At 64.2% G+C, this 24,236-nt stretch carries 24 protein-coding genes; 8 read left to right on the top strand and 16 right to left on the bottom strand.

Going from position 1 to position 24,236, the window contains the following annotated elements; translation table 11 throughout:
- Window positions 1–51 precede the first annotated feature (51 nt).
- From AB3X86_RS22265 to AB3X86_RS22250, 4 genes are all read right to left on the bottom strand, one after another.
- Window positions 52–1,020: a flavin reductase gene (locus AB3X86_RS22265; RefSeq protein ID WP_368597663.1), complete on the bottom strand. Its 969-nt coding sequence runs from the start codon at window positions 1,018–1,020 to the stop codon at window positions 52–54.
- The gene (locus tag AB3X86_RS22260) at window positions 1,013–1,936 is read right to left on the bottom strand and encodes an alpha/beta fold hydrolase (RefSeq protein WP_368597662.1); all 924 of its coding nucleotides are present in this window, start codon (window positions 1,934–1,936) and stop codon (window positions 1,013–1,015) included. Before AB3X86_RS22260 ends, AB3X86_RS22265 begins: the two co-directional genes overlap by 8 nt.
- A gap of 249 nt (window positions 1,937–2,185) precedes the next feature.
- Window positions 2,186–2,872: a GntR family transcriptional regulator gene (locus AB3X86_RS22255; RefSeq protein ID WP_368597661.1), complete on the bottom strand. Its 687-nt coding sequence runs from the start codon at window positions 2,870–2,872 to the stop codon at window positions 2,186–2,188.
- Window positions 2,873–2,974: 102 nt separating this feature from the next.
- The gene (locus tag AB3X86_RS22250; RefSeq protein WP_368597660.1) at window positions 2,975–3,265 is read right to left on the bottom strand and encodes a DUF1330 domain-containing protein; all 291 of its coding nucleotides are present in this window, start codon (window positions 3,263–3,265) and stop codon (window positions 2,975–2,977) included.
- A gap of 173 nt (window positions 3,266–3,438) precedes the next feature.
- Here AB3X86_RS22250 and AB3X86_RS22245 point away from each other — a divergent pair, with 173 nt between their 5' ends.
- The 4 genes from AB3X86_RS22245 (at window position 3,439) to AB3X86_RS22230 (ending at window position 6,827) form a co-directional block, all read left to right on the top strand.
- Window positions 3,439–4,041 carry an amino acid synthesis family protein gene (locus AB3X86_RS22245; RefSeq protein WP_176125497.1) on the top strand — a complete coding sequence of 201 codons (603 nt, stop codon included), beginning with the start codon at window positions 3,439–3,441 and terminating at the stop codon, window positions 4,039–4,041.
- The gene (locus AB3X86_RS22240) at window positions 4,010–4,234 is read left to right on the top strand and encodes an alpha/beta fold hydrolase (RefSeq protein ID WP_368597659.1); all 225 of its coding nucleotides are present in this window, start codon (window positions 4,010–4,012) and stop codon (window positions 4,232–4,234) included. Before AB3X86_RS22245 ends, AB3X86_RS22240 begins: the two co-directional genes overlap by 32 nt.
- Window positions 4,235–4,307: 73 nt before the next feature.
- Window positions 4,308–5,345 (top strand): LLM class flavin-dependent oxidoreductase, encoded by a 1,038-nt coding sequence (locus AB3X86_RS22235; protein WP_176111862.1) that lies wholly within the window; start codon window positions 4,308–4,310, stop codon window positions 5,343–5,345.
- Between the two features lie 12 nt (window positions 5,346–5,357).
- A complete protein-coding gene (locus AB3X86_RS22230; RefSeq protein WP_368597658.1) occupies window positions 5,358–6,827 on the top strand; it encodes an aldehyde dehydrogenase in 1,470 nt (489 codons plus the stop codon).
- Between the two features lie 155 nt (window positions 6,828–6,982).
- On the opposite strand, the gene AB3X86_RS22225 is transcribed toward AB3X86_RS22230, so the two are convergent.
- From AB3X86_RS22225 to AB3X86_RS22200, 6 genes are all read right to left on the bottom strand, one after another.
- Window positions 6,983–8,389, bottom strand: coding sequence for a DNA-binding protein (locus tag AB3X86_RS22225; protein WP_368597657.1), 1,407 nt, complete (start codon window positions 8,387–8,389; stop codon window positions 6,983–6,985).
- A 149-nt stretch (window positions 8,390–8,538) separates the two neighbouring features.
- Window positions 8,539–9,519 carry a lipoyl synthase gene (gene lipA / locus AB3X86_RS22220; RefSeq protein ID WP_368597656.1) on the bottom strand — a complete coding sequence of 327 codons (981 nt, stop codon included), beginning with the start codon at window positions 9,517–9,519 and terminating at the stop codon, window positions 8,539–8,541.
- Between the two features lie 5 nt (window positions 9,520–9,524).
- Window positions 9,525–10,634 carry an acetoin dehydrogenase dihydrolipoyllysine-residue acetyltransferase subunit gene (locus AB3X86_RS22215; protein WP_368597655.1) on the bottom strand — a complete coding sequence of 370 codons (1,110 nt, stop codon included), beginning with the start codon at window positions 10,632–10,634 and terminating at the stop codon, window positions 9,525–9,527.
- Window positions 10,635–10,637: 3 nt separating this feature from the next.
- Window positions 10,638–11,642, bottom strand: a complete 1,005-nt coding sequence (locus tag AB3X86_RS22210; protein ID WP_184227749.1) for an alpha-ketoacid dehydrogenase subunit beta — start codon at window positions 11,640–11,642, stop codon at window positions 10,638–10,640.
- A 33-nt stretch (window positions 11,643–11,675) separates the two neighbouring features.
- Window positions 11,676–12,659 (bottom strand): thiamine pyrophosphate-dependent dehydrogenase E1 component subunit alpha, encoded by a 984-nt coding sequence (locus tag AB3X86_RS22205; protein ID WP_176111856.1) that lies wholly within the window; start codon window positions 12,657–12,659, stop codon window positions 11,676–11,678.
- 82 nt (window positions 12,660–12,741) lie between these two features.
- Window positions 12,742–13,797: an ATP-NAD kinase family protein gene (locus AB3X86_RS22200; RefSeq protein WP_368597654.1), complete on the bottom strand. Its 1,056-nt coding sequence runs from the start codon at window positions 13,795–13,797 to the stop codon at window positions 12,742–12,744.
- A gap of 440 nt (window positions 13,798–14,237) precedes the next feature.
- On the opposite strand from AB3X86_RS22200, the gene AB3X86_RS22195 reads away from it, so the two are divergent.
- The gene (locus AB3X86_RS22195; protein ID WP_368597653.1) at window positions 14,238–16,178 is read left to right on the top strand and encodes a sigma-54-dependent Fis family transcriptional regulator; all 1,941 of its coding nucleotides are present in this window, start codon (window positions 14,238–14,240) and stop codon (window positions 16,176–16,178) included.
- A gap of 323 nt (window positions 16,179–16,501) precedes the next feature.
- On the opposite strand, the gene AB3X86_RS22190 is transcribed toward AB3X86_RS22195, so the two are convergent.
- Window positions 16,502–16,861 carry a hypothetical protein gene (locus tag AB3X86_RS22190; RefSeq protein ID WP_368597652.1) on the bottom strand — a complete coding sequence of 120 codons (360 nt, stop codon included), beginning with the start codon at window positions 16,859–16,861 and terminating at the stop codon, window positions 16,502–16,504.
- On the opposite strand from AB3X86_RS22190, the gene AB3X86_RS22185 reads away from it, so the two are divergent.
- A complete protein-coding gene (locus tag AB3X86_RS22185; protein ID WP_368597651.1) occupies window positions 16,743–18,284 on the top strand; it encodes a hypothetical protein in 1,542 nt (513 codons plus the stop codon). The two genes, AB3X86_RS22190 and AB3X86_RS22185, sit on opposite strands and share 119 nt — an antisense overlap.
- A 32-nt stretch (window positions 18,285–18,316) precedes the next feature.
- Here AB3X86_RS22185 and AB3X86_RS22180 read toward each other — a convergent pair whose 3' ends face one another.
- The 3 genes from AB3X86_RS22180 to AB3X86_RS22170 form a co-directional block, all read right to left on the bottom strand.
- Window positions 18,317–18,607 (bottom strand): hypothetical protein, encoded by a 291-nt coding sequence (locus AB3X86_RS22180; RefSeq protein WP_368597650.1) that lies wholly within the window; start codon window positions 18,605–18,607, stop codon window positions 18,317–18,319.
- A 219-nt stretch (window positions 18,608–18,826) separates the two neighbouring features.
- Window positions 18,827–20,239 (bottom strand): ammonium transporter, encoded by a 1,413-nt coding sequence (locus tag AB3X86_RS22175; RefSeq protein ID WP_368597649.1) that lies wholly within the window; start codon window positions 20,237–20,239, stop codon window positions 18,827–18,829.
- A gap of 25 nt (window positions 20,240–20,264) precedes the next feature.
- Complete coding sequence (locus AB3X86_RS22170) at window positions 20,265–20,603, bottom strand: P-II family nitrogen regulator (protein ID WP_013094289.1); 339 nt, start codon at window positions 20,601–20,603, stop codon at window positions 20,265–20,267.
- A 442-nt stretch (window positions 20,604–21,045) separates the two neighbouring features.
- On the opposite strand from AB3X86_RS22170, the gene AB3X86_RS22165 reads away from it, so the two are divergent.
- Window positions 21,046–21,444 (top strand): VOC family protein, encoded by a 399-nt coding sequence (locus tag AB3X86_RS22165; protein ID WP_368597648.1) that lies wholly within the window; start codon window positions 21,046–21,048, stop codon window positions 21,442–21,444.
- A 79-nt stretch (window positions 21,445–21,523) separates the two neighbouring features.
- Here the strand turns inward: AB3X86_RS22165 and AB3X86_RS22160 are convergent, their stop codons facing one another.
- Both AB3X86_RS22160 and AB3X86_RS22155 read right to left on the bottom strand, forming a co-directional pair.
- On the bottom strand, window positions 21,524–22,651 hold the full coding sequence (locus AB3X86_RS22160) for an aminotransferase class V-fold PLP-dependent enzyme (RefSeq protein WP_368597714.1): 1,128 nt from the start codon (window positions 22,649–22,651) through the stop codon (window positions 21,524–21,526).
- 130 nt (window positions 22,652–22,781) lie between these two features.
- Window positions 22,782–23,291 (bottom strand): DUF1269 domain-containing protein, encoded by a 510-nt coding sequence (locus AB3X86_RS22155; protein ID WP_368597647.1) that lies wholly within the window; start codon window positions 23,289–23,291, stop codon window positions 22,782–22,784.
- Between the two features lie 238 nt (window positions 23,292–23,529).
- On the opposite strand from AB3X86_RS22155, the gene AB3X86_RS22150 reads away from it, so the two are divergent.
- Window positions 23,530–24,192, top strand: coding sequence for a dihydrofolate reductase family protein (locus AB3X86_RS22150; RefSeq protein WP_368597646.1), 663 nt, complete (start codon window positions 23,530–23,532; stop codon window positions 24,190–24,192).
- Window positions 24,193–24,236: the final 44 nt, after the last annotated feature.

Raw genomic sequence — 24,236 nt, 5'->3', positions numbered from 1 at the left:
CGGCTTCATCGTTGTGAGTTGTGAGTTGTGGGTTGCAGCGGTGCCGTGCTGTCAATGCACGAGGCCGAGCGGCTGCACGGTGCCGGCTTCGCTATCGCCGACATAAATGCCGAACGCGTCCTGCCTGCGTTCGCGCTCATAGCGTTCGAGCATCGAGCGCACGGCGGCGTCGCTCACGTCGTCCCACGGAATCTGGGTCAGCGGCACGATGCGCACGCTGCTGTCGAGCCACGGCGAGCCGTTGGGAATCACGCGGCCGCGATAATAGATATGCACGCCGGGCTCCTTGCCGCTGCCGTCCTCGAATACCGCAAACAGGAAGTCGAGATGCACATGCAGGCCGAGCTTGGCGAGCACGCCGTGCAGGCTCGCGGGGTCGCTGGCCGGGTCGAGCTTGATGCCGGTTGGCAGCCCTAAGCCTTTGCCGGTGTCGACGAGCACCAGCCCGTCGCGGTGCTCGAGAATCGCGCCGACTTTCGCGCGCGCACCGGCCGCGGCCAGCGCGTCCTGCGACAGGCTGAAGTTCACGTATGCGCCGCGGCAGTAGCCAAGCGGCGACGAACTCGTTTGCACGAAGTCCACCACGCGACCGATCAGGATGATGTGATCGCCCGCATCGACCACTTGATGCGTCGTGCAGTCGAAGCTCGCGGCCGAGCCATCCATCACCGGCGCGCCCGTTTTGCGCGTGCTCCACGGCACTTGCGCGAACTTGTCCGCGGCCTTCGAAGCGAACACGCCGGACACATGCTTCTGGTCTTCGGCGAGCACGCTCACCGCGAAGCGGTGCGTGTCCGAGAACACCGCGTAACTCGCCGCCGTCTTCGCGATGCACACGAGAATCAGCGGCGGATCGAGCGACACCGAGGTGAACGAGTTCGCCGTGAAGCCGCGCGGCGAGCCGTCTGCCTGGATCGTCGTGACGACGGTGACCCCCGTCACGAAAGCGCCGAGCGCGCGTCGAAAATCGACGATATCGAAAGCGGGTTGCGCGGTCGGGGCGGTGATCGACTCAGCCATGGCGTTCTCCGGTTGGTACTGCGGTGGTTGCTACGGTAGTTGCCGCGGTCGTTGCGGGGCCCTTCCGTCGCAACCCCGATGCTTCGACGAGGAACGCGAGCAGGCTTGCGTTCACGCGCTCCGGGTCGGTGACGTTCATCATGTGGCGCGCGTTCGCGATCACTTCGGCGCGGCCCTGTGGTGCCGCCGCGGCCATCGCCCGGGACATCTGCGCGCTCGAATTCGGATCGCCCTCGCCGGTCAGAAATAGCGCGGGTATCGCGAGACTCGCGAGACGCCCGACATGCGCGTCGTCCGAGCAGGCGAACAGACGGTAGGTGCGCGCGTAGCCTACCGGATCGACGGCAAGCAGCAGCGCTCGCACCGCCCGCGCGGCCTGGGTCAGGTGTCCCGGAATGGGATCGCCGAACCAGCGCGACAGGGTTCCGTCCACCCCGGTGTCGGCACGCGCATCGCCGAGCGTGGCCGCGCGCGTCATCACCGCCTCGCGCTGTGCCGGCGTGCGGTCGTACACCGCGTTCAACGCGGCGACGCTCAGCGTGCGCTCGGGGTGGGTCAGCGCGAATTCCAGCGCGACCAGCGCGCCCATCGAATGCCCCACCACGTGCGCGCGCTCGATCCGCAGCGCGTCGAGCAGCGACGCGAGCTGCGCCGCATATTCGTCGAGAGAGGGCTCCGCGCTCGGCAGCACGCTGTCGCCGTGCCCCAGCATGTCGTAGACAACGACGCGGAACGATTCGCATAACGCATCGATCTGCGGCGCCCACACGCTCTGATTCATGCCTACGCCGTGGATCAGCACGACGGTTTCGGCTGCGGCGTCCGATTGCCGCGCGTAGACGCTGTAGCAGGTGCCGCCGGTGCGGCCACGCTGACCATGCGAGATCACGCGCGCAGGCGACATATCGGGGTTCATCGGACACGCTCCAGTTCGCACGTCATGGGGTTCTCCTTTCAGGCTTCGAGCCACAGATCAATATCGATGAGATTATGGTATGCCATCTTATGGCCTACAACAATGCATAGCGTATTATGGAATACCATGATATTGCGATGAATTACGCTGGCACGGTTTGGGCTAAGCGCGTGTTTGCTAGATCAAACAGACAAGAGAAAAGGCCGCCGACAGATGCCGGCGGCCTTGATAGGGGCGACTACGGATGGCTTAGGCGTCGCCGGTCGCTTCGTCCTGCTCCGCAAGAACCGTCAAAGCCAGTTCCGAGACCCGCTTGATATGCGCGAACGACGCTGCGGACGCCGCGTCACCGTCGCGCCGCTCGATCGCGTCGAGCAGCAGGTTCATTTCACGGTTCGAGTCGCCGCCTCGGCCCGGCGTCGCGATGGTCAACGCGCGCAGGCGGTTGATGCGCGCGTTCAGCGACGTGACGACCGCCAGCGACACCTGTTTGTTGGCGGCTTCGAACAGCGTTTCGTAGAAGCGCTCGGTGTATTCGAGCACGCGCGGCAAATCGCCTTTCTCGAATGCGTCTTCGATGATTGCGCGGATCTCGCGCAGTTGCCGCACGACTTCAGGCGTGGCGCGCTCGGCGCAGGCCCTCGCGGCGTTCGCTTCGAGCAGCCCGCGCAACTCGTAGATCTCGCCGACCTGCGCGGGGTCGAGCCGCGCGACGACCGGACCTTGCCGCGCGACGATCTCGACCAAGCCTTCGGTCTCCAGATGCCGCAGCACTTCGCGCACGACGGTGCGGCTCACGCCAAGCTCGTCGCACAGCGTGCGTTCGACGAGGCGGGTGCCGGGCCGGAAATACCCCTGGACTATCGCGGCGCGCAGTTTGTCGAGCGTGAGTTCACGCAAGGTTTTGACATTGCGGTCGATTTTGAGGTCGTGCATAGGCGGCAGTGGGACGATGGACGAGGGCCCGCACCGAGGTTGCGGGCGTGGAATGCCATATTATGACTCATCTGACTTTCAGGCTTGCACACGAGGGCACAATCAGCCGCCCAGGCCCTCGACGATCGTGATCTGTGCCCGGCAATGTCCATCGCGCTTCTGTTTGGCGGCCTGATACTCGGGCGAGTGATAGCAGTCGAGCGCCGTTTGCATGTCCCTGAAGCGAATCACGACGTGCCGCTCGAACGATTCACCTTCCAGCACCTCCGACGCGCCGCCGCGCGCGAGAAACACCGCGCCGTACTTGTTGAACGCCTGCGGTGCGAGGTCCGTGTAGCCCTTGTATTTCGTCGCGTCGAGCACGGTTACGTGGGCGATCCAATATGCAGCCATATCTCCTCCTTCTTAAATCCAGAATGCTTTGCGCCATAGCTGCCGCTTCGTTGATGGTCCGACGAGCCGCCACCGGACGTGGCTTCCGCCGACGCCCCGGGTTAACACTCATGGCATGCCGTAACATGGTATACCACAATGCCTCACACATCCAACCCACGCAGGAAGCTGCCATGAGCCTGATTCGCAAATCCATCCTCCATGTCGAGACCGTCTTCGTCGACGGCGACAAGGTCGCCGCCAAGCCGCTGAAAATGATCGGCGCGGCCGCCGTGATCAAGAACCCGTGGGCAGGCCGCGGTTATGTGGAAGACCTGTCGCCGGAGATTCGTGCGCTCGCGCCGCAACTGAGCGAGCACCTGACCAGGCTGATCATCGACGAAGCCGGCTCCGGCGAAGCGGTCGAAGCGTTCGGCAAGAGCGCGATCGTCGGCCTTGCGGGCGAGATCGAGCACGCGTCCGCGCTGATCCACACACTGCACTTCGGCAACACGTATCGCTCGGCCGTCGGTGCTAAGTCGTATCTGGCGTTCAACAACACGCGCGGCCCCGCCAATGCGCCGCTGCTGATCCCGATGATGGACAAGAACGACGAAGGCCGCCGTTCGCACTATCTGACGCTGCAGTTTGCGATTGCGGACGCGCCGGCCGCGGACGAACTCGTGATCGCGATTGGCGCCGCGACCGGTGGCCGTCCGCATCACCGCATTGGCGATCGCTACAAAGACCTCGCAGAGCTCGGAAATGACGTCAAGAACCCTGCAGCTGTCAAATAAGCGCATCGCGCACTATCTGGAGCAGGGCAGCGGCGAACCGCTGGTCCTGGTCCACGGCGTCGGCATGCAGGCGCTCACGTGGTATCCGCAGATCGAAGGGCTGTCGTCCGAGTTCCGGGCGATCTCGGTCGATATGCCGGGCCACGCGCCGTGGCCAGCATGCTGCACCGCTACCGCAAGGAAAGCCAGTTGAAGAGCTACGGGTTGTACTTCGGCGACCATAGCAACGGCACAGTCCGCCCGCTTCATTCCTGAAAGGTCACATCATGCGATTTTCCCTCTTCGTTCACATGGAGCGCGTCTCCGGGCAGACCAGTCAGAAGCAGCTGTATGACGAAATGGTCGAGCTTTGCCAGATTGCCGATCGCGGCGGCATGCACGCCGTCTGGACCGGCGAGCACCACGGCATGGACTTCACGATCGCGCCGAATCCGTTCATCAATCTCGCGGACCTCGCCAACAAGACGAAGCACGTGAGGCTCGGCACCGGTACGGTGGTGGCGCCGTTCTGGCATCCGATCAAGCTCGCCGGCGAAGCCGCGATGACCGACATCATTTCGAACGGCCGCCTTGAGTTGGGCATCGCGCGCGGCGCGTATTCGTTCGAATACGAACGCCTGCATCCGGGGCTCGACGCGTGGGGCGCGGGTCAACGCATGCGCGAACTGATCCCGGCCGTGAAAAAGCTCTGGGAAGGCGATTACGCGCACGAAGGCGAATTCTGGAAATTCCCTTCCACGACGTCTTCGCCGCTGCCGCTGCAGCGCCCGCACCCGCCGATCTGGGTGGCCGCGCGCGACCCGAACAGCCACGAGTTCGCGGTGTCCAACGGTTGCAACGTGCAGGTGACGCCGCTGCATCTGGGCGACGAAGAGGTCGAGAAGCTGGTTGGCCACTTCAACGCCGCGTGCGAGAAGTTCAGCAACCTGCCGCGCCCGCAGATCATGCTGCTGCGTCACACGTATGTCGCGAGCAGCGAAAACGACGCGCAGATCGCGGCCGACGAAGTGAACACCTTCTACAACTACTTCGGTGCATGGTTCAAGAACGAGCGGCCGGTGAGCCGCGGCATGATCAAGACGCTGAGCCCGGAAGAGATCGCCGCTCATCCGTTCTACACGCCCGCGGCGATGCGCAAGAACAACGTGATCGGCACGCCCGAGGAAGTGATTGCGCGCCTGAGGGCATACGAGGCGCTCGGCTTCGACGAGTACTCGTTCTGGATCGATACGGGCATGAGCTTCGAGCGCAAGAAGGCATCGCTCGAACGCATGATCAACGACGTGATGCCTGCATTCCGGTAAGGGGCCGACGCCATGGATTCGCGTTTTCAGCTGTATATCGACGGACAGTTCGAACCCGGCGCCGCCACGTTCGCGAGCGTCAACCCGGCCACCGGCAAAGCGTGGGCGCAAATGCCCGAAGCGCGCACGGAGCAGGTCAACCGGGCGGTCGAGGCGGCCAGCCGCGCGCTCACCGATTCCGCGTGGGCCGGCCTCACCGCGTCGGCGCGCGGCAAGCTGCTCTACAAGCTGGCCGGGCTCGTCGAACAGGCTGCGCCGCGACTCGCTGAAATTGAAACGAACGACACCGGCAAGATCATTCGCGAGACGTCCAGCCAGATCGCTTACGTCGCCGAGTACTACCGCTACTACGCCGGCATCGCCGACAAGCTCGAAGGGAGCAGCATTCCCGTCGACAAGCCGGACATGCAGGTTTGGCTCGAACGGCAGCCGGTCGGCGTGGTCGCCGCGATCGTGCCGTGGAACAGCCAGTTGTTCCTATCCGCCGTCAAGCTCGGGCCGGCGCTCGCCGCAGGTTGCACGGTCGTGCTCAAGGCGTCCGAGGAAGCCCCAGGACCGCTGCTCGAATTCGCGAAGCTCGTGCACGAGGCCGGCTTCCCGCCAGGCGTCGTCAACGTGATTACCGGCTTCGGGCCGGAATGCGGTGCGGTGCTCAGCAGCCATCCGAAGGTCGACAAGGTTGCCTTCACGGGCGGCCCGGAAACTGCGCGGCACATCGTGTCGAACACCTCGAACAATCTCGCGAAGGTGTCGCTGGAACTGGGCGGCAAGTCGCCCTTCATCGCGTTCGCCGATACCGATATCCAGAGCGCCGTGAACGCGCAGGTCGCGGCCATCTTCGCGGCGAGCGGCCAAAGCTGCGTGGCGGGCTCGCGGCTGCTGATCGAAGCCTCCGTGAAAGAGCGGTTTCTCGCCCTGCTGGTGGAGCGCGTGTCGCGCATACGCGTGGGTTCGCCCAACGAGATGGCGACCGAATACGGGCCGCTTTGCACCGAGAGGCAACTGCGCAACATCGAGAAGGTCGTCGCGAACTCGGTGCGCCAGGGCGCCAGGGTGCTCGCCGGCGGCAAGACGCTCGCGCGCGACGGCTACTACTATGCGCCGACGATTCTCGACTGCACCGGTGTGAGTGACGCCGACAGCATTACGACGGAGCTGTTCGGGCCGGTGCTTTCGGTGGATACGTTCACCACCGAAGAGGAAGCTATCGACAAGGCGAACAGCACCGCCTACGGTCTCGCCGCGGGCATTTTCACCACCAGCCTGACTCGCGCGCATCGCGTGTCGAAGCGCGTGCGCTCGGGGATCGTCTGGATCAACACCTATCGCGCGGTGTCTCCGCTGGTGCCATTCGGCGGCTTCGGCCTGTCCGGTCACGGCCGCGAAGGCGGGATGGCCGCGGCGCTCGAATACACGACGACGAAGTCGGTATGGCTGCGCACCTCGGACGAGCCGATCAGCGATCCGTTCGTGATGCGCTGAGTCCAGCGCGCGGTCCATTCCCCGCTGCACCGTTTCAAAGCCGTAGAGGGCAATGCCATGTCACGTCCATCGAACGTGGCATGGCGCACGCCTGTGCGACAAAGATGCAAACACTATGAAAAACCCGTCGAACGACAACAGCGTTCTGACCATTGTCACGCAGGCGAGCTTTCGGTGTTCAGCTTCGACACCGCACCCGTCTGCTCGTCGTAGCGGTAGCCTTGTTTCTCGAGGTGAGCGGTGATCGTTTCGACGATCACTTGCTGCTGGATCTCCTTGCGCAGCAATTCGTGCTGCGGCTCGACCCGACCGAGTTCAGCGGAAAGCCGGCGGCTCAAGGTCGCCTCGCCCGCGCCGCGGGCAAGGACGACCACCATTTTTTCATTCGCCTGAGTCAGCTGCTGCTTCAGTGCGTTCGAGTAGTCGGACCATTTCCTGACGGTCTCCCGCGCCTCGGCAATCGCTGCGGCATGCGCTTGCGCGTCGCGCGACATCTGCGCCTTCAATGCCTCGAGCTCCTGCGAGTCGACACCCGCCGGCGACGCCGATTCCGCGTCCTCGGCCTTCTCGCTCGCGGCCGCCGCGCTTTCGGCCAGTTCGGCCACGCGCTGCTGCTCCGCGTCGGCACGCTGCTGCGCTTCGGACAAGCTGGCCGACAACCTCGCGATTTCGGAAGCGTCCGCGTCGCGCTCGTCGCTCAGGCTGGCGATTTGCGTCTGGGCATTCTGCAATTCGAGCGCGGCGGCATCCCGTTCAGCCTGCGCACCCTCGACCTCTTCGCGTCGGGCCGCATGCGCTTCCTGCTCGGCCTGCAGTTGCGCGCGAATCGCTTCGAGCTCGCTCTGAAGACGAGCGACCGCTTCGGCATGCTCCGCTTCCAGCGCCGCGCGCTCTGCTTCGCCGGCCGGTGTTTCGACTACCGACTCAGCCGACTCGCTCGCCGCCTCGCCCTCGCCCGCGGCATCGCTCTCGTCGCCCGCAATCGCTCCACGCTGCGCGGCCTGTTCCGCGCGCTCCAGTTCCGCTTCGAGGTGCGAAACGCGGTCGGCAAGCTCCTGCGCGCGCTTCTCGGCCGCGTCGGTGCGTTGCACCGCGAGCGCGATGTCCTCTTCCAGCCCGGCCACGGCATCGACCTTCTCGTCGTAGGCGCTGGTCATCTTGTCCAACTGGACCTGCAGCGCATCGAGTTCCTGGACGGTGGTTTGCAGTTCGGCGAGCGCTTCGTCGCGCTCGTTGCTGGCGTCCTCGACACGCTGGCGCATCGCGGCGAGGCGTCGCGCCACTGAGCGTTCCGCTTCGTCCTGCGCCGACGTCCACAGCCGGTCGAGCGCCTCGCGCATGGTATCCGTCACGGTTTCCGGCAAAGCAGGACGTTCGACGACCTGCGGCACCCGCGCGGCGCGCGTTTCGCGCCACTTGCGCAATGCCGCGGACACCGCGACCACCGAACCGCTATGGACTTCGGACCAGATGGCGACGGGAGACACCTTCTGGCCCTCGTCGGCCATCCGGTTTGCGATTTCAGCTACGAGTTCGTCCGTGATCGTAATGTTGCTTGACATGTCTGCCTCGACAAAGTGCACGTGGTGACGAATACCGTTTCGTCGTCCGGGAGGCAGCCGCGCGCTGGGACTCGCCTCGTATAGCCACCAATTGTCGGCTACCTGGCTGGCGGCCAATCGGTCGAAAAGCCGAGGTTACGGGGAGGTATTCACGGGATTGGGGCGTGGCCCCGCGGCGTCCGATCCGCGTGATACGACGAGCGCACGAGCGGCCCCGCCACCACTTCGACGAACCCCATCTTCAAACCTTCATCGCGCAGCATGTCGAAAGTCGCAGGCGGCACATATCGCCGCACCGGCATGTGATACCGCGACGGCGCGAGATACTGACCGACCGTCAGTACGTCGACGTCGTGCGCGCGCAAATCGCGCATCGTGGCGAGCAGTTCGCTGTCGGTCTCGCCGAGGCCGACCATCAGGCCGGATTTGGTCGACGCCGCCGCGTTCTGGCGTTTCGCTCGCGACAGCAGTTCGAGCGAGCCGCGATAGTCCGCGCCTGCCCGCGCCGCCCGATACAGCGACGGCACCGTCTCGATGTTGTGGTTGAAGACGTCGGGCCACGCGCCGGACAGCGCATCGAGCGCGTGCTCGATTCGCCCGCGAAAATCCGGCGTCAGGATTTCGACGCGAATGCCCGGTACGCGCTCGCGCACCAGCGCGATACAGCGCGCGAAGTGCGCGGCGCCGCCGTCGCGCAGATCGTCGCGGTCCACCGATGTAATCACCACGTAGCGCAGCCCGAGCGCCGCGACGGCGTCGGCGAGCCGCGCGGGCTCGTCCTCGTCGAGCGCTTGCGGCCGGCCATGCGCGACGTCGCAGAATGCGCAGCGCCGCGTACAGATCCCTCCCATGATCATGAATGTCGCGGTGCGCTGCGCGAAGCACTCGCCGATGTTCGGACACATCGCCTCCTCGCAGACCGAATGCAACTTGTGCTCGCGCAGAACCGCCGCCATGCCCGCGACGGTTTCGCTCATCATCGGCCGAGCATGCAGCCAGGGCGGCTTCGGCAAGACGGCCGCATGGTCCGCCGGCACGATCTTCACCGGAATGCGGGCGAGCTTGTCGCGATTGCGCTTGCCATGCTGGCCAAGCGCCGTGACGCTGTCGGTATGAGAAGCGGCGTCCATCGCGGTTATCCGAAGAACTCGTTGAGCAGGCGGTTCACGTCCGATGCAGCCTCCATCTGCACCATGTGCCCCTTGCCGCCGAGTACGTGCACGCGCACCTGAGCGGGCAGCCCCTGTGCGTGCGCGGCCGGAATGATCTGGTCCTGCGCGCCCCAGATCACCAGCGTGCGCGGCGCGAGCGTGTCGAGCCGGTCGCGATAGACGCGGCTTTGCACCCCGCCTTCGAACGCGGATGCGGCAATCTTGCGCAGCGCGTCGTTCACGCCTTCGAGCCGCTTGTACTTGACGATGTCTTCGACCAGTTGCCGCGTGACCAGCGACCCGTCGGCGAACAGCTTCACCAGATGCGGCTTCAGCGTGTTGCGGCTGCTGCCCGCGACGAAGCCTTCGATGTACTCGCGGTTGATCTCGTCGCCGAGCCCCGCGCCCGCGATCAAGGCCAGCGACGCGACGCGTTCGGGCGCCTTCGCGGCGACCGTCATCGACACGGCGCTGCCCATCGAATGGCCGACCAGATGCGCGCGCTCGATGCCCCGGTCATCGAGAAACGCGATCACGCTGTCGGCCAGTTCGTCGAGGCTGCCCGTGTCGACCGCCTTGCCCGACTCGCCGTGCCCTGGCAAATCGAGCGCCCACACGGCGCGGTGCGCGGCGAGGTCCGCATGGTTGAAGAGCCAGTTGTTCAGATCGCCGCCGAAGCCGTGGATCAGCACAGCGGGCGTGCCGCCGTCGCCGATCTTCAGGTAACGCACGGTGCGCCCGCCGATCTGCGCTTTTTCCGGCTGCGGCCCCGCGTCCGCGGCATCCGCGGTGGCCGGCACGAAGTCGCGCTGGAACGCCTCGACGGCTGCATCGATGTCGGCATCGGACGTCTCGGCCTCCGCGACGACGCCGAGCAGCGCGCCGATCGGCAGCGTGTCGCCCTGCTGCGCGATCTGCCGGCGCAATGTGCCGTCGAAAGCGCACTCGACGCCCGACGATATCTTGTCGGTTTCGACGTCGAGTATCTCGTCGCCCTTCGCGACTTTTTCGCCGACCTCCTTCAGCCAGCCGTTGACCTGCCCCTGCTCCATCGACAGCCCCCACTTGGGCATCGTGATCATGTGAATCGGCATTGCTCAGCTCCTTACTTTCCGCACGGCCGCGGCGATGTTCTCCGCCGACGGGATATACATGTCTTCGAGCACGCCTGCGAAAGGCGCGGGCGTATGCGGCGCGGTCACGAGTTCGATCGGCGCCTTCAGCGAATGGAACGCGCGCTGCGCGACCAGCGCGGCGATATCGGTCGCAATCGAGCAGCGCGGATTCGACTCGTCGACCACGACGACGCGTCCGGTGCGCTCAGCGCTTTCCAATATCGTTTCCTCGTCGAGCGGCGAGGTCGTGCGCAAATCGATCACCTCGGCCTGGATGCCCTCTTTCGCGAGCGTTTCGGCGGCATCGGTCGCGTGATGAACCATCCGGCCATACGTGACAATCGTCGCGTCGTCGCCTTCGCGCACCACGTTCGCTTCGCCGAACGGAATCGCATACGATTCTTCCGGCACGTCGCCCTCGCGGCCATACAGCAGCTTGTGCTCGCAGAAGATGACCGGATCGTTGTCGCGGATCGCCTGGATCAGCAAACCCTTCGCGTCGTACGGCGTCGACGGGCACACCACCTTCAGGCCGGGTATGTGGGTGAACAACGACGTCAGCATCTGCGAGTGCTGCGCGGCCGCGCGCAGGCCAGCGCCCTGCATCGTGCGAATCACGACCGGCGTCACTGCCTTGCCGCCGAACATATAGCGAAACTTGGCGGCCTGATTGAAGATCTGGTCGAAGCACACGCCCATGAAATCGATGAACATCAGCTCGGCCACCGGACGCAGACCGCATGCGGCCGCGCCGACCGCCGCTCCGATGAAGCCGCCTTCCGATAGCGGCGTGTCGAGCACCCGCCCCGGATATTTGTGAAAAAGCCCTTTCGTCACACCGAGCACACCGCCCCACGCATCCTGCTCGCCTGGGGACCCGGCACCGCCCGCGTTGTCCTCGCCCATCACGATGACGGTTTCATCGCGCGCCATCTCCTGGCTCAGCGCTTCGTTGATCGCCTGAGAAAACGTGATCTTCCGTGCCATGACTGTCTCCTGATTGAATGATTCACGCTGCAATTACGGATAGGACACGTAGACGTCTGTCAGCAGGTCGGCAGCCGTCGGCAGAGGCGCGGCCTTCGCTTCCGTCACCGCGCCGTCGATCAACTGCTTCACCGTCGCATCGATGCCGCGCAGTTCGTCGGCGCTGAGCATTTCGGCGCGTACCACGCGCTCCTCGAAGCGCTTCAGGCAGTCTTTTTCGTCGCGCAGCTTCTGCACTTCGCCGGGTGCGCGATACGTTTGCGCATCGCCTTCGAAGTGCCCGAAATAGCGCGACAACTTCATTTCGACGAGCGTCGGACCACCGCCGCCGCGCGCCCGCTCGATCGCGGCGCCCAGCGCCTCGTGCACCGCGAAGAAATCGAAGCCGTCGACGATCACGCCGGGCATGCCAAAGCCGCTCGCGCGGTCGGCGATGTTGTCGGCCGCGACCGACCATGTCGACGAGGTCGCCTCCGCATAGCCGTTGTTCTCCGCAACGAAAATCGCCGGCAGGCGCCAGACGGAAGCGAGATTCATCGATTCGAAGATCACGCCCTGGTTCGACGCCCCGTCGCCGAAGAAGCACACGCCGACGCCGCCGGTCTTTTTTAGCTTCGCGGCGAGTGCGGCGCCGCACACGAGCGGACCGCCCGCGCCGACGATCCCATTGGCGCCGAGCATCCCTTTCGACAGATCGGCGATATGCATCGAGCCGCCTTTGCCACGGCACACGCCGGTGCTGCGGCCGTAGATTTCGGCCATCATGCCGCGCACGTCCACACCCTTCGCGATGCAGTGGCCATGACCACGGTGCGTGGTCGCGACATAGTCCGCATCGTTCAGATGCATCATCGTGCCGACCGCCGACGCCTCCTCGCCGGCATACAGATGCACGAAGCCGGGTATCTCGCCGGTCGCGAATTCGACGTGCAGACGCTCCTCGAACTCGCGGATCGTGCGCATCATCCGGTACGCTTCCAGCAGCTTTTCCTTGCTCAACTGCGTCGAAACAGACATGGTGTGTCTCCTGGGAATGATCTCGATGGTCACTGCTACTTCAGCCGGTTTTGCTTCCAGCGTTGGCTTCCTCCTGAGTTGATTAGCTCCGACGCGTCGCCGCTTCGCGCATCAACTGCCGCGACGCGCAAAAGCGCAGCGTGCGGCCGACATCGACCGTGAGCGGTCCCGCCCAGTCGAGCGCGATCTCGTAGCGGTCGTCGCGTTCGAGCTCGATCTCGCGCTCGCCGTCGAAGGCAAGCGTCCCTTGTCCGGTATGCAGCGGCGTCCAGCAACCCGCTTCGAAACGCTCGCAGGTGCGCATCGTCACCTGATCGACACGGCCCGGCGCGAGCGGCGCGAAGATCGGCACACCGGATTCGCCCGCACGCGCGAACGTCAGATGCAGCCCGTAGGGCGCGCCGCGCTCGACCGGCGCCCACGCGCCGCCGATCGACGACAGGCCGATGCCATCGGGCGCCGCGAACGTCAGGAACAGCGCTTCGAGATCCGTCGGCTCGCAGACCGCCCGCGCGCCGACGAACCGCTGCCGGCTCACGCACACATCGACCAGCGCGATTTCCTCGCGCCCCTTGTTCGGGCCCGCGACGCAGCGGACCACCAAACGCTTGTTGCGCGTCAGCGCGACCTCGGGCGGCACGAGCCCGGAAGCGGCGAGCGCGCCCGCGAGGCCCGCCACCGTCGCTTCGCGCAGTTCTGGAAACGCGTTGTTGGTGCCCGTCGACAGCGTCAGCAGCGGCACGTCGCCGCAATGCGCGGCCACCGCGCGATGCGTGCCGTCGCCGCCGAGCACCGCGATCAAGTCGACACCCAAGCCGACCATTCGCGCGACACCCGCGTGAGTGTCCGCCGCGCTGTCCGTGATCGGCAGTTCGAGGAATTCGACCTTCGGCCAGGGCTGCGGCTCGGCCACGGCCGCATGGGTTTCGAGCGCACGCAGCACCAAGGCGGCGACCCCGGTGCGGTCGCGCAAGGTCAGCACGCGAGCGACGCCGAACATGCCGAGGCCCGCGAGAAGGCGCACGACCATGTTCGCTTTCTCGGCGGTCGGAAACACCGAAGCGTGTGTGGTGAGGCGTCGAATATCACGGCCCGATGCCGGGTTCGCGATCACGCCGACGGTGATGGGCGATAACACTGGCTTGTCTCCGGTGCGCGAGTTGCGAAGCGGACTTGCTGGGGTGAAGCGCGCTTGCTGTCGCGTTTGCTTTCGTCTGTCAGCGATACTGCAAAGGTCGGGCCAGTTGCTTGCGCGCCGTGCGCACGCGCCGGAAACGTTGTATTCAAAGGGCAGACGCGGGGGCCCGCGTTCACGGCCGCTTTCATCAGACCTGCGCCGCGCAGTTCACTGTGTCTCACGAGCGCGCTTCGCGACGAGGCGCGAGGCTCGACACACGCCGCGGGGCTTGCGCGGCACCGCGCCTGACAAGGGTTTGCGCGATGCGACCAGCGTCTCGCCAGCCTCTGAGACGTTCGTCTCACGCGCCTCGGGTGCTGCGCCGCAATGTGATTGCTCGTTGCGGATGTGCTACAAGACAGTAACTCGCCTTACTCGGTGTCGCTCGCCTGGAGCCGGCCATGCCCTATGTTTCTCAAACGCAGCACGTCGATCGCGTACGCGGGGCCATCGAAGGACGCTTGCCCGCGCCAGCGAATTCGCCGCGCCTCGTGTCGTCGTGGCAGCGCTCGTACGAGCAGTACCGGCTCGACCCCAGCTCCGTGATCGGCCCGCGCGTGCTGTCGTCCGCCGAGCTGCGTGAAGTCCAGGGCAAGGAGGAAGCCTTTCTGCGCGCATCGGGCCAGTGCCTGACGCGGCTGCACGAAATGATCCGCGTCGCCGACTATTGCGTGATGCTGTCCGATGCGCACGGCGTCACGATCGACTATCGGATCGACCGCGACCGGCGCAACGATTTCAAGCATGCGGGGCTGCATATCGGCTCGTGCTGGTCCGAGCGCGAAGAAGGCACCTGCGGCATCGCGAACGTGCTCACCGATCTCGCGCCGATCACCGTGCACAAGACCGATCACTTCCGGGCCGCGTTCACGACGCTCACGTGCAGCGCTTCGCCGATCTTCGCGCCGACCGGCGAATTGATCGGCGTGCTCGATGCATCGGCGATCCGATCGCCGGACAACCGCGACAGCCAGGGGCTGGTGTTTCAACTGGTGCGGCAAAGCGCGAGTTTGATCGAGGACGGCTACTTCCTGAACCAGACCGCGCAGCACTGGGTGCTGTTCGGCCATCAAAGCCGCCATTTCGTCGAAGCGCAACCCGAAGCGCTGATCGCCTTCGACGAATGCGGCAACATCGCCGCCGCGAACCGCAAGGCGCATGAGAGCATCGCGGGTCTCGACGGTCCGCGCCACATCGACGAGATATTCGACACGTCCGAGGTACGTCTACACGACGTCGCGCGCACCGACATGATCGTGGCGCTGCGGCTGCGCGCGACCGGCGCGATGCTGTATGCGCGCATTCGCGCGCCGATGAGACGCGCGTCCCGCCCGCTCGTCACGACACGGCCGGGCGATGTGCACGCCGATGGCAGCATCGGCGCAATGAGCCGCTTTCTGCACAGCTCGGACGAACGGATCGCGCGCAACGCCGAAGTCGCCTTGCGGATCGCCGGCAAGCGGCTGCCGCTTCTGCTCCTCGGCGAAACCGGTGTCGGCAAGGAGGTGTTCGCGCACGCGGTGCACGACTCGGGCTCGCGGCGCACGCGGCCGTTCGTCGCGGTGAATTGCGGCGCGATTCCGGAGCCGCTGATCGAGAGCGAGCTGTTCGGTTATGCGCCTGGCGCGTTCACCGGCGCGCGCAGTCGCGGCGCGCGCGGCAAGATCGCGCTCGCGCATGGCGGCACGCTGTTTCTCGATGAAATCGGCGACATGCCGCTCGGCCTGCAAACCCGCCTGCTGCGCGTGCTCGCCGAGGGCGAAGTGGTGCCGCTCGGCGGCGATGCGCCAGTGCGCGTCGATATCGACGTGATCTGCGCGACGCACCGGGATCTGCTCCAGATGGTCGATGCCGGATCGTTCCGCGAGGATCTCTACTATCGACTGAGCGGCGCGACGCTGCGGATACCGCCGCTGCGCGAGCGCACCGACATCCGCGATGTGATCGATACGGTGTTCAACGAGGAAGCACAGGCGGCCAGCCATGTGCTGATGCTCGATCCGCAATTCGCCGAGCGCCTTGCCGCCTTCTCGTGGCCCGGCAATATCCGGCAGTTGCGCAACGTGCTGCGTTATGCGTGCGCCGTCTGCGATTCGGCTCGCGTCGAGTTGCGGCACGTGTCGCCAGACTTTGCCGCGCAACTCGCGCCCGCCGCGACGCCGGCTCTCGCGGTGGCCTCCACGTCGCCGGCCAGCGCCGACGACGAGCGGGCACGGATCGTCGCGGCGCTCACGCATTGCCAGTGGCGGCCTAACGCCGCCGCGCAGGCGTTGGGCATATCGCGCGCGACGCTGTACCGGCGCATCGCGCGGCTGGGCATCGTCGGGCCGCATCGCGCATAGCGTCCAAGTCCGCCGCCGCCCCCACCTCGCCCGATTCCCACCTCCTCACCTGGAGAGTGAAATCTTTCCGCCGTTCGTCCAATGCGAGCGAAAAGAATTTATTTCCGCCCCACCCTGCTCCCACGCGCAATTTGTGCCGACAGACAGCCATGACTTGCCGGACTCAGTGATCGGTCGCAACGAAAGACCATCCACTACCGCACAACGCATGCCCTGAACGGCTCACGCGACGCACTCGCGACCCGCAGGACTCCCCCTCTCTCTCCAGATTTTCTCGTGGGCCGCCTCGCGGCAGCCCGCGCTATTGTCATGATTGGACGACGTCAATTTCTTGGCTGTCTTACTGCGCTCGGCGGAACTGTCGTATTGACCGCGTGCGGCGGCGGTGGTGGTAGTAGTGGTACGTCGGATGCCGGCGGTTCTTCCCCGGGCAATTCCGCGAGTCCGTCGAGCACCGCGGCATCACCCTCTACCGGCACGGCAAGCTCCGGCATCGCGGCCTCGACGGGCACGACGGGCACGATCACCGCGAGTATTGCGCCCTCGACGGGTAGCGCGACCACGGTGGCGAACGGCTCGTCGCCGGCGCCATCGAATGGAACGGGACCCACCGATACGTCCGGCGCGAGCTCGGGCGACAGCTCCGGCTCTGCATCAGACCCGAACTCGGGGTCGCCCGGCAACGCTTCGAACGCTTCGCCACAGAACACGACGATCCCGCCGGCGACGGTAATCATCGACAGTCAGAACGCGTCGTGGACCCTGGTCGGCGGGTCTGTCTACAGGAACGGCGTCGCAGCGGGCTACACCTACAACGTTTCGTTGATCCTCTGGTACGGGAGCACGATCTATCACGAGGGAACCGGCGGTCAGTTCTACGGATGGAATGGGACGACATGGTTCGCGTGCAACGACCCGCGTTTGGGCGGCACCTCGGTCGACGGCGCGATGATCCCGCCCGCGACGTATCTGATCGATAAGGCCGGCTCGATATGGACCGTCGTGAACGGCGTCGTGTATCGCAATCGCCATGCCGTCGGCACGATGTCGAATGCGGCGCTGCTGCTATGGTACGGCGGCAAGTTCTGGGCACAATCGGCCGGCGGTCAGTTCTATGTATGCGGCGATGCGGACCAATGGTTGCCGTGCAGCGATCCGCGCATCGCGACCGCGGCGCCGGCCGGCTCGTTTCACGGTATCAACGGGCATTACGACTACCTGTATTCGACGTCACAGATCGTATCGATCATGCAAGCCCTCGGCTGCTCGACGTACCGGCTCAGCTGTACGGACTACGCACCGCAACTCGCCAAGGTCCTGGCGTTGGCGCAAGCATTCCAGCCGGCGGGCTTGACGCTTTTCGTGCTGATCGACGTCGGCATCTACGACGGCAACGGCAACCTGTTCACGAGTGAAGCGGCGGCCTATACGCGGGGCTTCAATTGCGCGGTGACTGTCGCGTCGGCATTGCAACCCCACGGCGTGACCATGTATGAATGCGGTAACGAACTGACCCGCGCGAACGGGATCATTCTCGACTCCACCAGCGCGGGAACGAGCGTACTCGACTTCAACAATGCGAACTGGCCGCTGATGCGCGGCGTGATGCGCGGCATGATCGACGGAGTGAAGTCGGTGCAGGCGGATGCTAAATGCGGCGTCAACTTTTGTGTTGCTGATATCGGCGCGTCCGACGCTCTGTGGGATGGCAAGCAGCCCGATGGCACGAGCGGCCATCCGACCGTGAGGTGGGACCTGACTACGTGGCACAACTACGAGGTGTACGGCGACATCTTCGACATCGGCACCGACGGGTCCGGCCCGGGCTTCGATTTGCCCACCTATTGCAAGGCCCGCTATGGCGTCCCCTTTGTGATCTCGGAATGGAACACTGGGCCGGAGAAGAGCGAGGCGTACCGGGCCAACTACATCAGCTCGCGTCTGCTCACTTACTATCAGGCGAGAAAGACGAAGAACATCCAATCGGCGATGTATTACGAGCTCGATAGCGGGGACTCCACCTACGGCCTGATGATCAACGGCACGGCGCTTGCGCTTCCATATAACGCGTTCGCGAGCTTTATCGCGAGCCATGCCGATAGGTGAGCGTATGTCGCGACGCGCACTTTCCGATCGGCTTAAACAAGGAGAATGGCCACCAACTGACCGGCAGTTGCAATAACGACAGCCAGCTCGACCGGATTGGCCAGAAGAAGGCCGAGAAAATCTGAATCGATACCGCGCGCGCGCCAGGTCCCGACAAAACCGACCGACAGAATCAGCCCGAATAAAAGGTCGAATCCAAATCCTGCGGCGATCCATTTGTTATGCCTGACGACATGCTCAGCGAATGCGAACATTGCCAGAAAGGCGATTTGGGATATGAGAACAACCAGTACCGCAATATGCTGCTGATTATCCTTTTTCATTGGCTGGCGGAAATCCGGTTGCTCGAAGCCGCTACGACCTCCTCGCTCGTCTGGCCGAACTTCGGCAATACGGGCGCCTACGGGGCAGACACCCGGGGCAGACACCCGCATGCCCTCAAGTACGAAGTTGGCTCCGGCTTCGGTCGTGGCCTGAGCGCTGTCAGCGCCAGGCCACGACCGACCGTGACCGTCGTACCTATTCCATTCGCGGCGCAACCGTTATTCGACCGCCTCGCCGTGCAGCACCAGGTCCAGTCCTTCGCGCTCTTCTTCTTCGGCAACGCGCAAGCCCATCACTGCGTCGATTACCTTGAGAAGGACGAACGAAACCACCCCGCTGTAGATCAGCGTCGTCGCGACACCCTTGAGTTGCAGCAGCACGTCACCGTCAGCGCCACCGATGTCCTTGACCGCGAACACGCCCGTCAGAATCGCACCGATGATCCCGCCCACGCAGTGCACGCCGAACGCGTCGAGCGAATCGTCGTAGCCGAGCTTGTGCTTGAGCCACGTGGCCGCCCAGAAGCAGACCACGCCCGCGACGATGCCGATCACCAGCGCGCCTACCGTGCCGACGAAGCCCGACGCCGGCGTCACCGCCACCAGACCCGCGACCGCGCCCGACACGATACCGAGCACCGACGGCTTACCCTTGGCCGCCCATTCGGCGAACATCCATGCGAGCGCCGCCGCGGCGGTCGCCACCTGGGTCGCGAACATCGCGAAGCCGGCCCGGCCGTCCGCCGCTACCGCCGAACCCGCGTTGAAGCCGAACCAGCCGACCCACAGCATCGCGCCACCGATCAGCGTCAGCGTCAGGTTGTGCGGCGCCATCGACTCCTTGCCGTAGCCGACGCGCTTGCCGAGCACCAGACAGCAGACCAGACCCGCGATACCCGCGTTGATGTGCACCACCGTGCCGCCCGCGAAGTCGAGGATACCCGCGGTCGCCAGCCAGCCGCTCGGTTCCCACACCATGTGCGCGATCGGCGAGTAGACGAGGATCGACCACAGCGTCATGAACACCAGCATCGCCGAGAACTTCATGCGGTCCGCGAACGCACCGGTGATCAGCGCCGGCGTGATGATCGCGAAAGTCATCTGGTAGACGAAGTAGACCGTCTCGGGGATCGTCGGCGCGAGATGGCTGACGGTCAGCGTCGTGGCCTTGTCGCCCTTGATGTAGTTCATGCCCGTCATGAACACGCGCGAGAAGCCGCCGATGAACGAGTTGCCCGGCGTGAACGCGAGGCTGTAGCCGACCACGGTCCAGACGATCGTCACCAGACAGGTGATCGCGAAGCTTTGCATCAGCGTCGCGAGCACGTTCTTCTTGCGGACCATGCCGCCGTAGAACAGTGCGAGGCCCGGGATCGTCATGAACAGCACCAGCGCGGTGGAAGTCAGCATCCACGCGGTGTCGCCGGAGTTGATCTTCGACGAATCGACCGAGAACGGTGCGGTCGGCGCGGCCGGCGCCGATGCAGCGGCATCCGCCGCGGGAGCCGCGGACGCTTGCGCGACGGGCACGGAGGCGGCCGCGGGTGCCGACGCGTCTTGCGCGAATGCGGGGCTCAGCCCGCCCGCGAGCAACGAGCCCGCCATCAACAAAGTCATCAACAGTTTGCGCATCTCTCTTTCCTCTTGTCCTGTGTCTTTATAGGGCGTCGGCGCCGGTCTCGCCGGTGCGGATCCGGATCACCTGCTCGATCGGTGTCACGAAGATCTTGCCGTCACCAATCTTTCCAGTGCGCGCCGCACGCTCGATCGCTTCGATAGCCTGATCGACGATGTCATCCGGTACGGCGACCTCGATCTTCACTTTCGGCAGGAAATCGACGACGTACTCCGCGCCCCGATACATCTCCGTATGGCCCTTCTGACGCCCAAAGCCCTTGACCTCCGTTACCGTGATTCCAGAGACGCCAAGCGATGACAAGGCTTCACGAGCCTCATCAAGCTTGAATGGCTTGATGACCGCACTTATTAGTTTCAATTTGCCTCTCCGTTGATCGCCCATCCCGATGCTGGCCGCCGTTGACGGTGGCTCAGCGCGCGGGGACGTTCAAAGCAACTGTCATGCCATCCGCGCGAACGGTATTGGAGCGGGAGAGTTATCGGAGAAGCCGCGCGTTGGGTTTTCGGCGATCAGATGGATGCAGTGAGAGACGGAGCGGGATTGAATGGCGGGACTGTCAGAAGGCTTCTTCGCGGTATGCGGCATGTACCCAGGCACCATGCGCGAGCGCGCTTTCCTGTTGTCCGTCCAATATGGGGCATGCGTGCACGGTTCTGTCGCTTGCTATTACAGATTCATTAATCGAAGCTTCCAGGTTTCCGCTCGCAGGCGCGGCACTCGCGGACGCCTGATTGGTCGAGCGCAACTCCGCGTGCTAACGTGAACAGACATCGCGACTCTCGAACAGGAACGCAGCAGGATGATTTCGCATGTATTCGTTGGGGTGAATGACTTTGACCGCGCGTTGAAGTTCTATTCGGCTGTCATGAGCGAGTTGGGACATCAACTGAAGTTTTGCGAGCCAGACAGACCGTGGGCTGGTTGGATGGCTGTGGGTATGCCGCGTCCGCTTTTCCTTATCGGCAGGCCATATGATGGCAACCGCGCAGAAAACGGGAACGGCCAGATGGTGGCATTGCTTGCGCCTGATCGTCGTTCAGTCGACAACGCACACGCTACCGCGCTGGCAAATTCAGGTTCTTGCGAAGGCCCTCCCGGTTTGCGCGCGCACTATCACCCGAACTATTACGGGGCGTATTTTCGCGACCCAGAGGGAAACAAGATTTGCGTGTGTTGTCATGATCCAGAGTGCGCATAGCTATTCCGGCAGGCTCCGGAGTCCTCCCGCCGATGCGGCTGCGAAGGCGAGCCATGCGCACATGCTTCGGAAAGACGCTCTAGACAATACGGTCCAGCGCCTTGGCGAACCTGGCGACCGAACCCTCGACGTCATGCAGTTTGTCCAGGCCGAATAATCCGACGCGGAAGGTTTTGAAGTCTTCAGGCTCGTCGCATTGAAGAGGAACGCCGGCCGCGATCTGCAAACCGGCATCGGCGAACTTCTTGCCGGATCGTATGCCGTCATCGTCCGTATAGCAGACCACGACGCCCGGAGCCTGAAAACCTTCGGCCGCCACGCTTTTGAAGCCTTCGTCACTCAGCAGTGAGCGAATGCGCTTGCCGAGTTCAAGCTGCTCGGCTCTCACTTTGTCCAAGCCATATGCTTCGGTTTCCTTCATGACGTCGCGCAGCGTCGCGAGACTGTCCGTCGGCATCGTGGCGTGGTACGCGAACCCGCCGTTCTCGTAGGCTTCCATGATCTGCAGCCACTTGCGAAGATCACAGGCGAAGCTGGTGCTGGTCGTCGCGTCGATTCGTTCGCGGGCGAGCGGGCTGAGCATGACCATGGCGCAGCAAGGTGACGCGCTCCATCCTTTTTGCGGTGCGCTGATCAGCACATCGATGCCACTGGCCTGCATGTCTACCCAGATCGTGCCGGAGGCGATGCAGTCGAGAACGAACATGCCGCCGACCGCATGCACGGCGTCGGACACCGCGCGCATATAGGCATCGGGCAGCATCATTCCGGATGCGGTTTCCACATGCGGCGCGAACACCAGATCCGGCTTGTGCTCCTTGATCGCGGCGACCACTTCTTCGATCGGAGCGGGTGCATAGGCGGCCTGCCTTTCCTGGCCGACCGGACGCGCCTTCAACACGATCGATTCGGACGGAATGCCGCCCATGTCGAAAATCTGCGACCAGCGGTAGCTGAACCAGCCATTGCGGATGACCAGACACTTCCTATTCGTCGCGAACTGCCGGGCGACGGCTTCCATGCCGAACGTGCCGCTGCCCGGGACGATTACGGCCGACTTCGCGTTGTAGACTTTTTTCAGGGCGCCGGAGATATCGCGTACGACGCCTTGAAAGAGCTCCGACATATGATTGATCGATCGGTCGGTGTACACGACCGAATATTCGAGGAGTCCCTCGGGGTCGACATCGGGAAGTAAACCTGGCACGTCCGCCTCCTGTAATTGACGAGTAAAAGAATCGAAAACAGATTCTAACGAAAGCAACCCGCAACGGCATCGGCCGAGACGCCTTCGTTACCCATCCGGCCGACGCCGATGGCCTCGTCTCAGCCGCTGCTCACGGGAAGATCGGTGTGGTGGGTTCCGCGCCCTCCAGATCGGCCTTCGGTACATGCTGCGCGACCATCTGCTCGATCTCCTCTTCTCGTGATCCAGGCACGTCGGCCATGATCAGGAACTGGCCGTCGCGTATGGCGCCGCGAAAACGCTCGAGTCGTGCGTTCGGTTCGCCGACGCCGATCATCGCGGCCGTCCAGGCCCCGAAGCCGGCTCCCGCCAACGTCAATGCGACGACGGCTCCGCCCGCAATGGCGAGCTCCGCGTGAGGAAACGCCAGCGCCACGAGGCCAACGAGCGCTCCAGTCGCACCGCCGAGCGCCACGCCGCGTTCGAGGGAGTGCACGACGTCGCTGCTTTGCAGCAAAGTTGCCTCGGGTAACTCTTCGAGTGCAACGCTGTGGTTCGCGAGAACATGGATATGCCGCCATGTGATCCGGGACCGCAGCAAGTCGTCTACGATCGCCTTCGCCGTCGTCGTGTCGGGTGCGAGGAAATAAAGGCGTCTCATCTCCATCCTCCATCAATCAAGCCGCCCGCCAACGGGACGATGCTGTTTATCGTACGCCTGCCGCAGGCAATACTGTGGGGGCGGACGATCACTGCTGTATGCCAGCTTGCAAATTCAGGAAATTCTCTTAAACACGTATGGTTAAGCATAAATCTGCTGCCCGACAATTTCGCGTAGTTCCGGCAACCATGCAGATTTACAGTCCACATTACGTTAGGCGTCCAATCGGAGGGAAACGATGACACGCGTTCGCGTTCAGGGCTTCACCATCTCGCTCGACGGATACGGTGCAGGCCCGAATCAGGACATTGACAATCCGCTCGGCGTTGGCGGGACGGAATTGCATCAGTGGCTAGTTCCAACCCGCACGTTCCAGCGGACCTTGTTCGGCAACGACCGCGGTACGACCGGCGTGAACGATGATTTCGCCGCCCGTGGCTTTGAGAATGTCGGGGCCTGGATTCTCGGCAGGAACATGTTCGGCCCCATTCGTGGGGAGTGGCCTGACACCAACTGGAAAGGCTGGTGGGGAGACAGTCCGCCGTATCACGTCCCGGTCTTCGTCCTGACCCATCATCCGCGTGCCCCGATCGAGATGAAAGGCGGCACGACGTTCCACTTCATCACCGGGGGCATTCGCGAGGCGCTCGACCGCGCCCGCGAGGCCGCTGCCGGAATGGACGTGCGGATCGGCGGTGGGCCGCAGACAATCCGGCAGTATCTCCGCGAGGGCCTCATCGACGAACTGCACATTGCCATCGCGCCGGTCCTGCTCGGCCGGGGAGAATCGCTGTTCGAAGGGATCGACTTGCGGGCTCTGGGGTACGAATGCGTTGAATTCGTCGCGTCGGACAAAGCCATGCATGTCGTTTTAAGGCGCCGGGGACACACGGACGCCTAACCCGGTCTCGTACCGCATACTTCGGTGAATCGCCCCCCGAAAGG

The sequence above is a fragment of the Paraburkholderia sp. BR14374 genome (genome assembly GCF_040948685.1).
In the GTDB taxonomy this organism is placed as follows: domain Bacteria; phylum Pseudomonadota; class Gammaproteobacteria; order Burkholderiales; family Burkholderiaceae; genus Paraburkholderia; species Paraburkholderia youngii.
The sequence above is the reverse complement of the archived record's forward strand: the minus strand, read 5'-3'. Positions and strand labels throughout refer to the sequence as shown.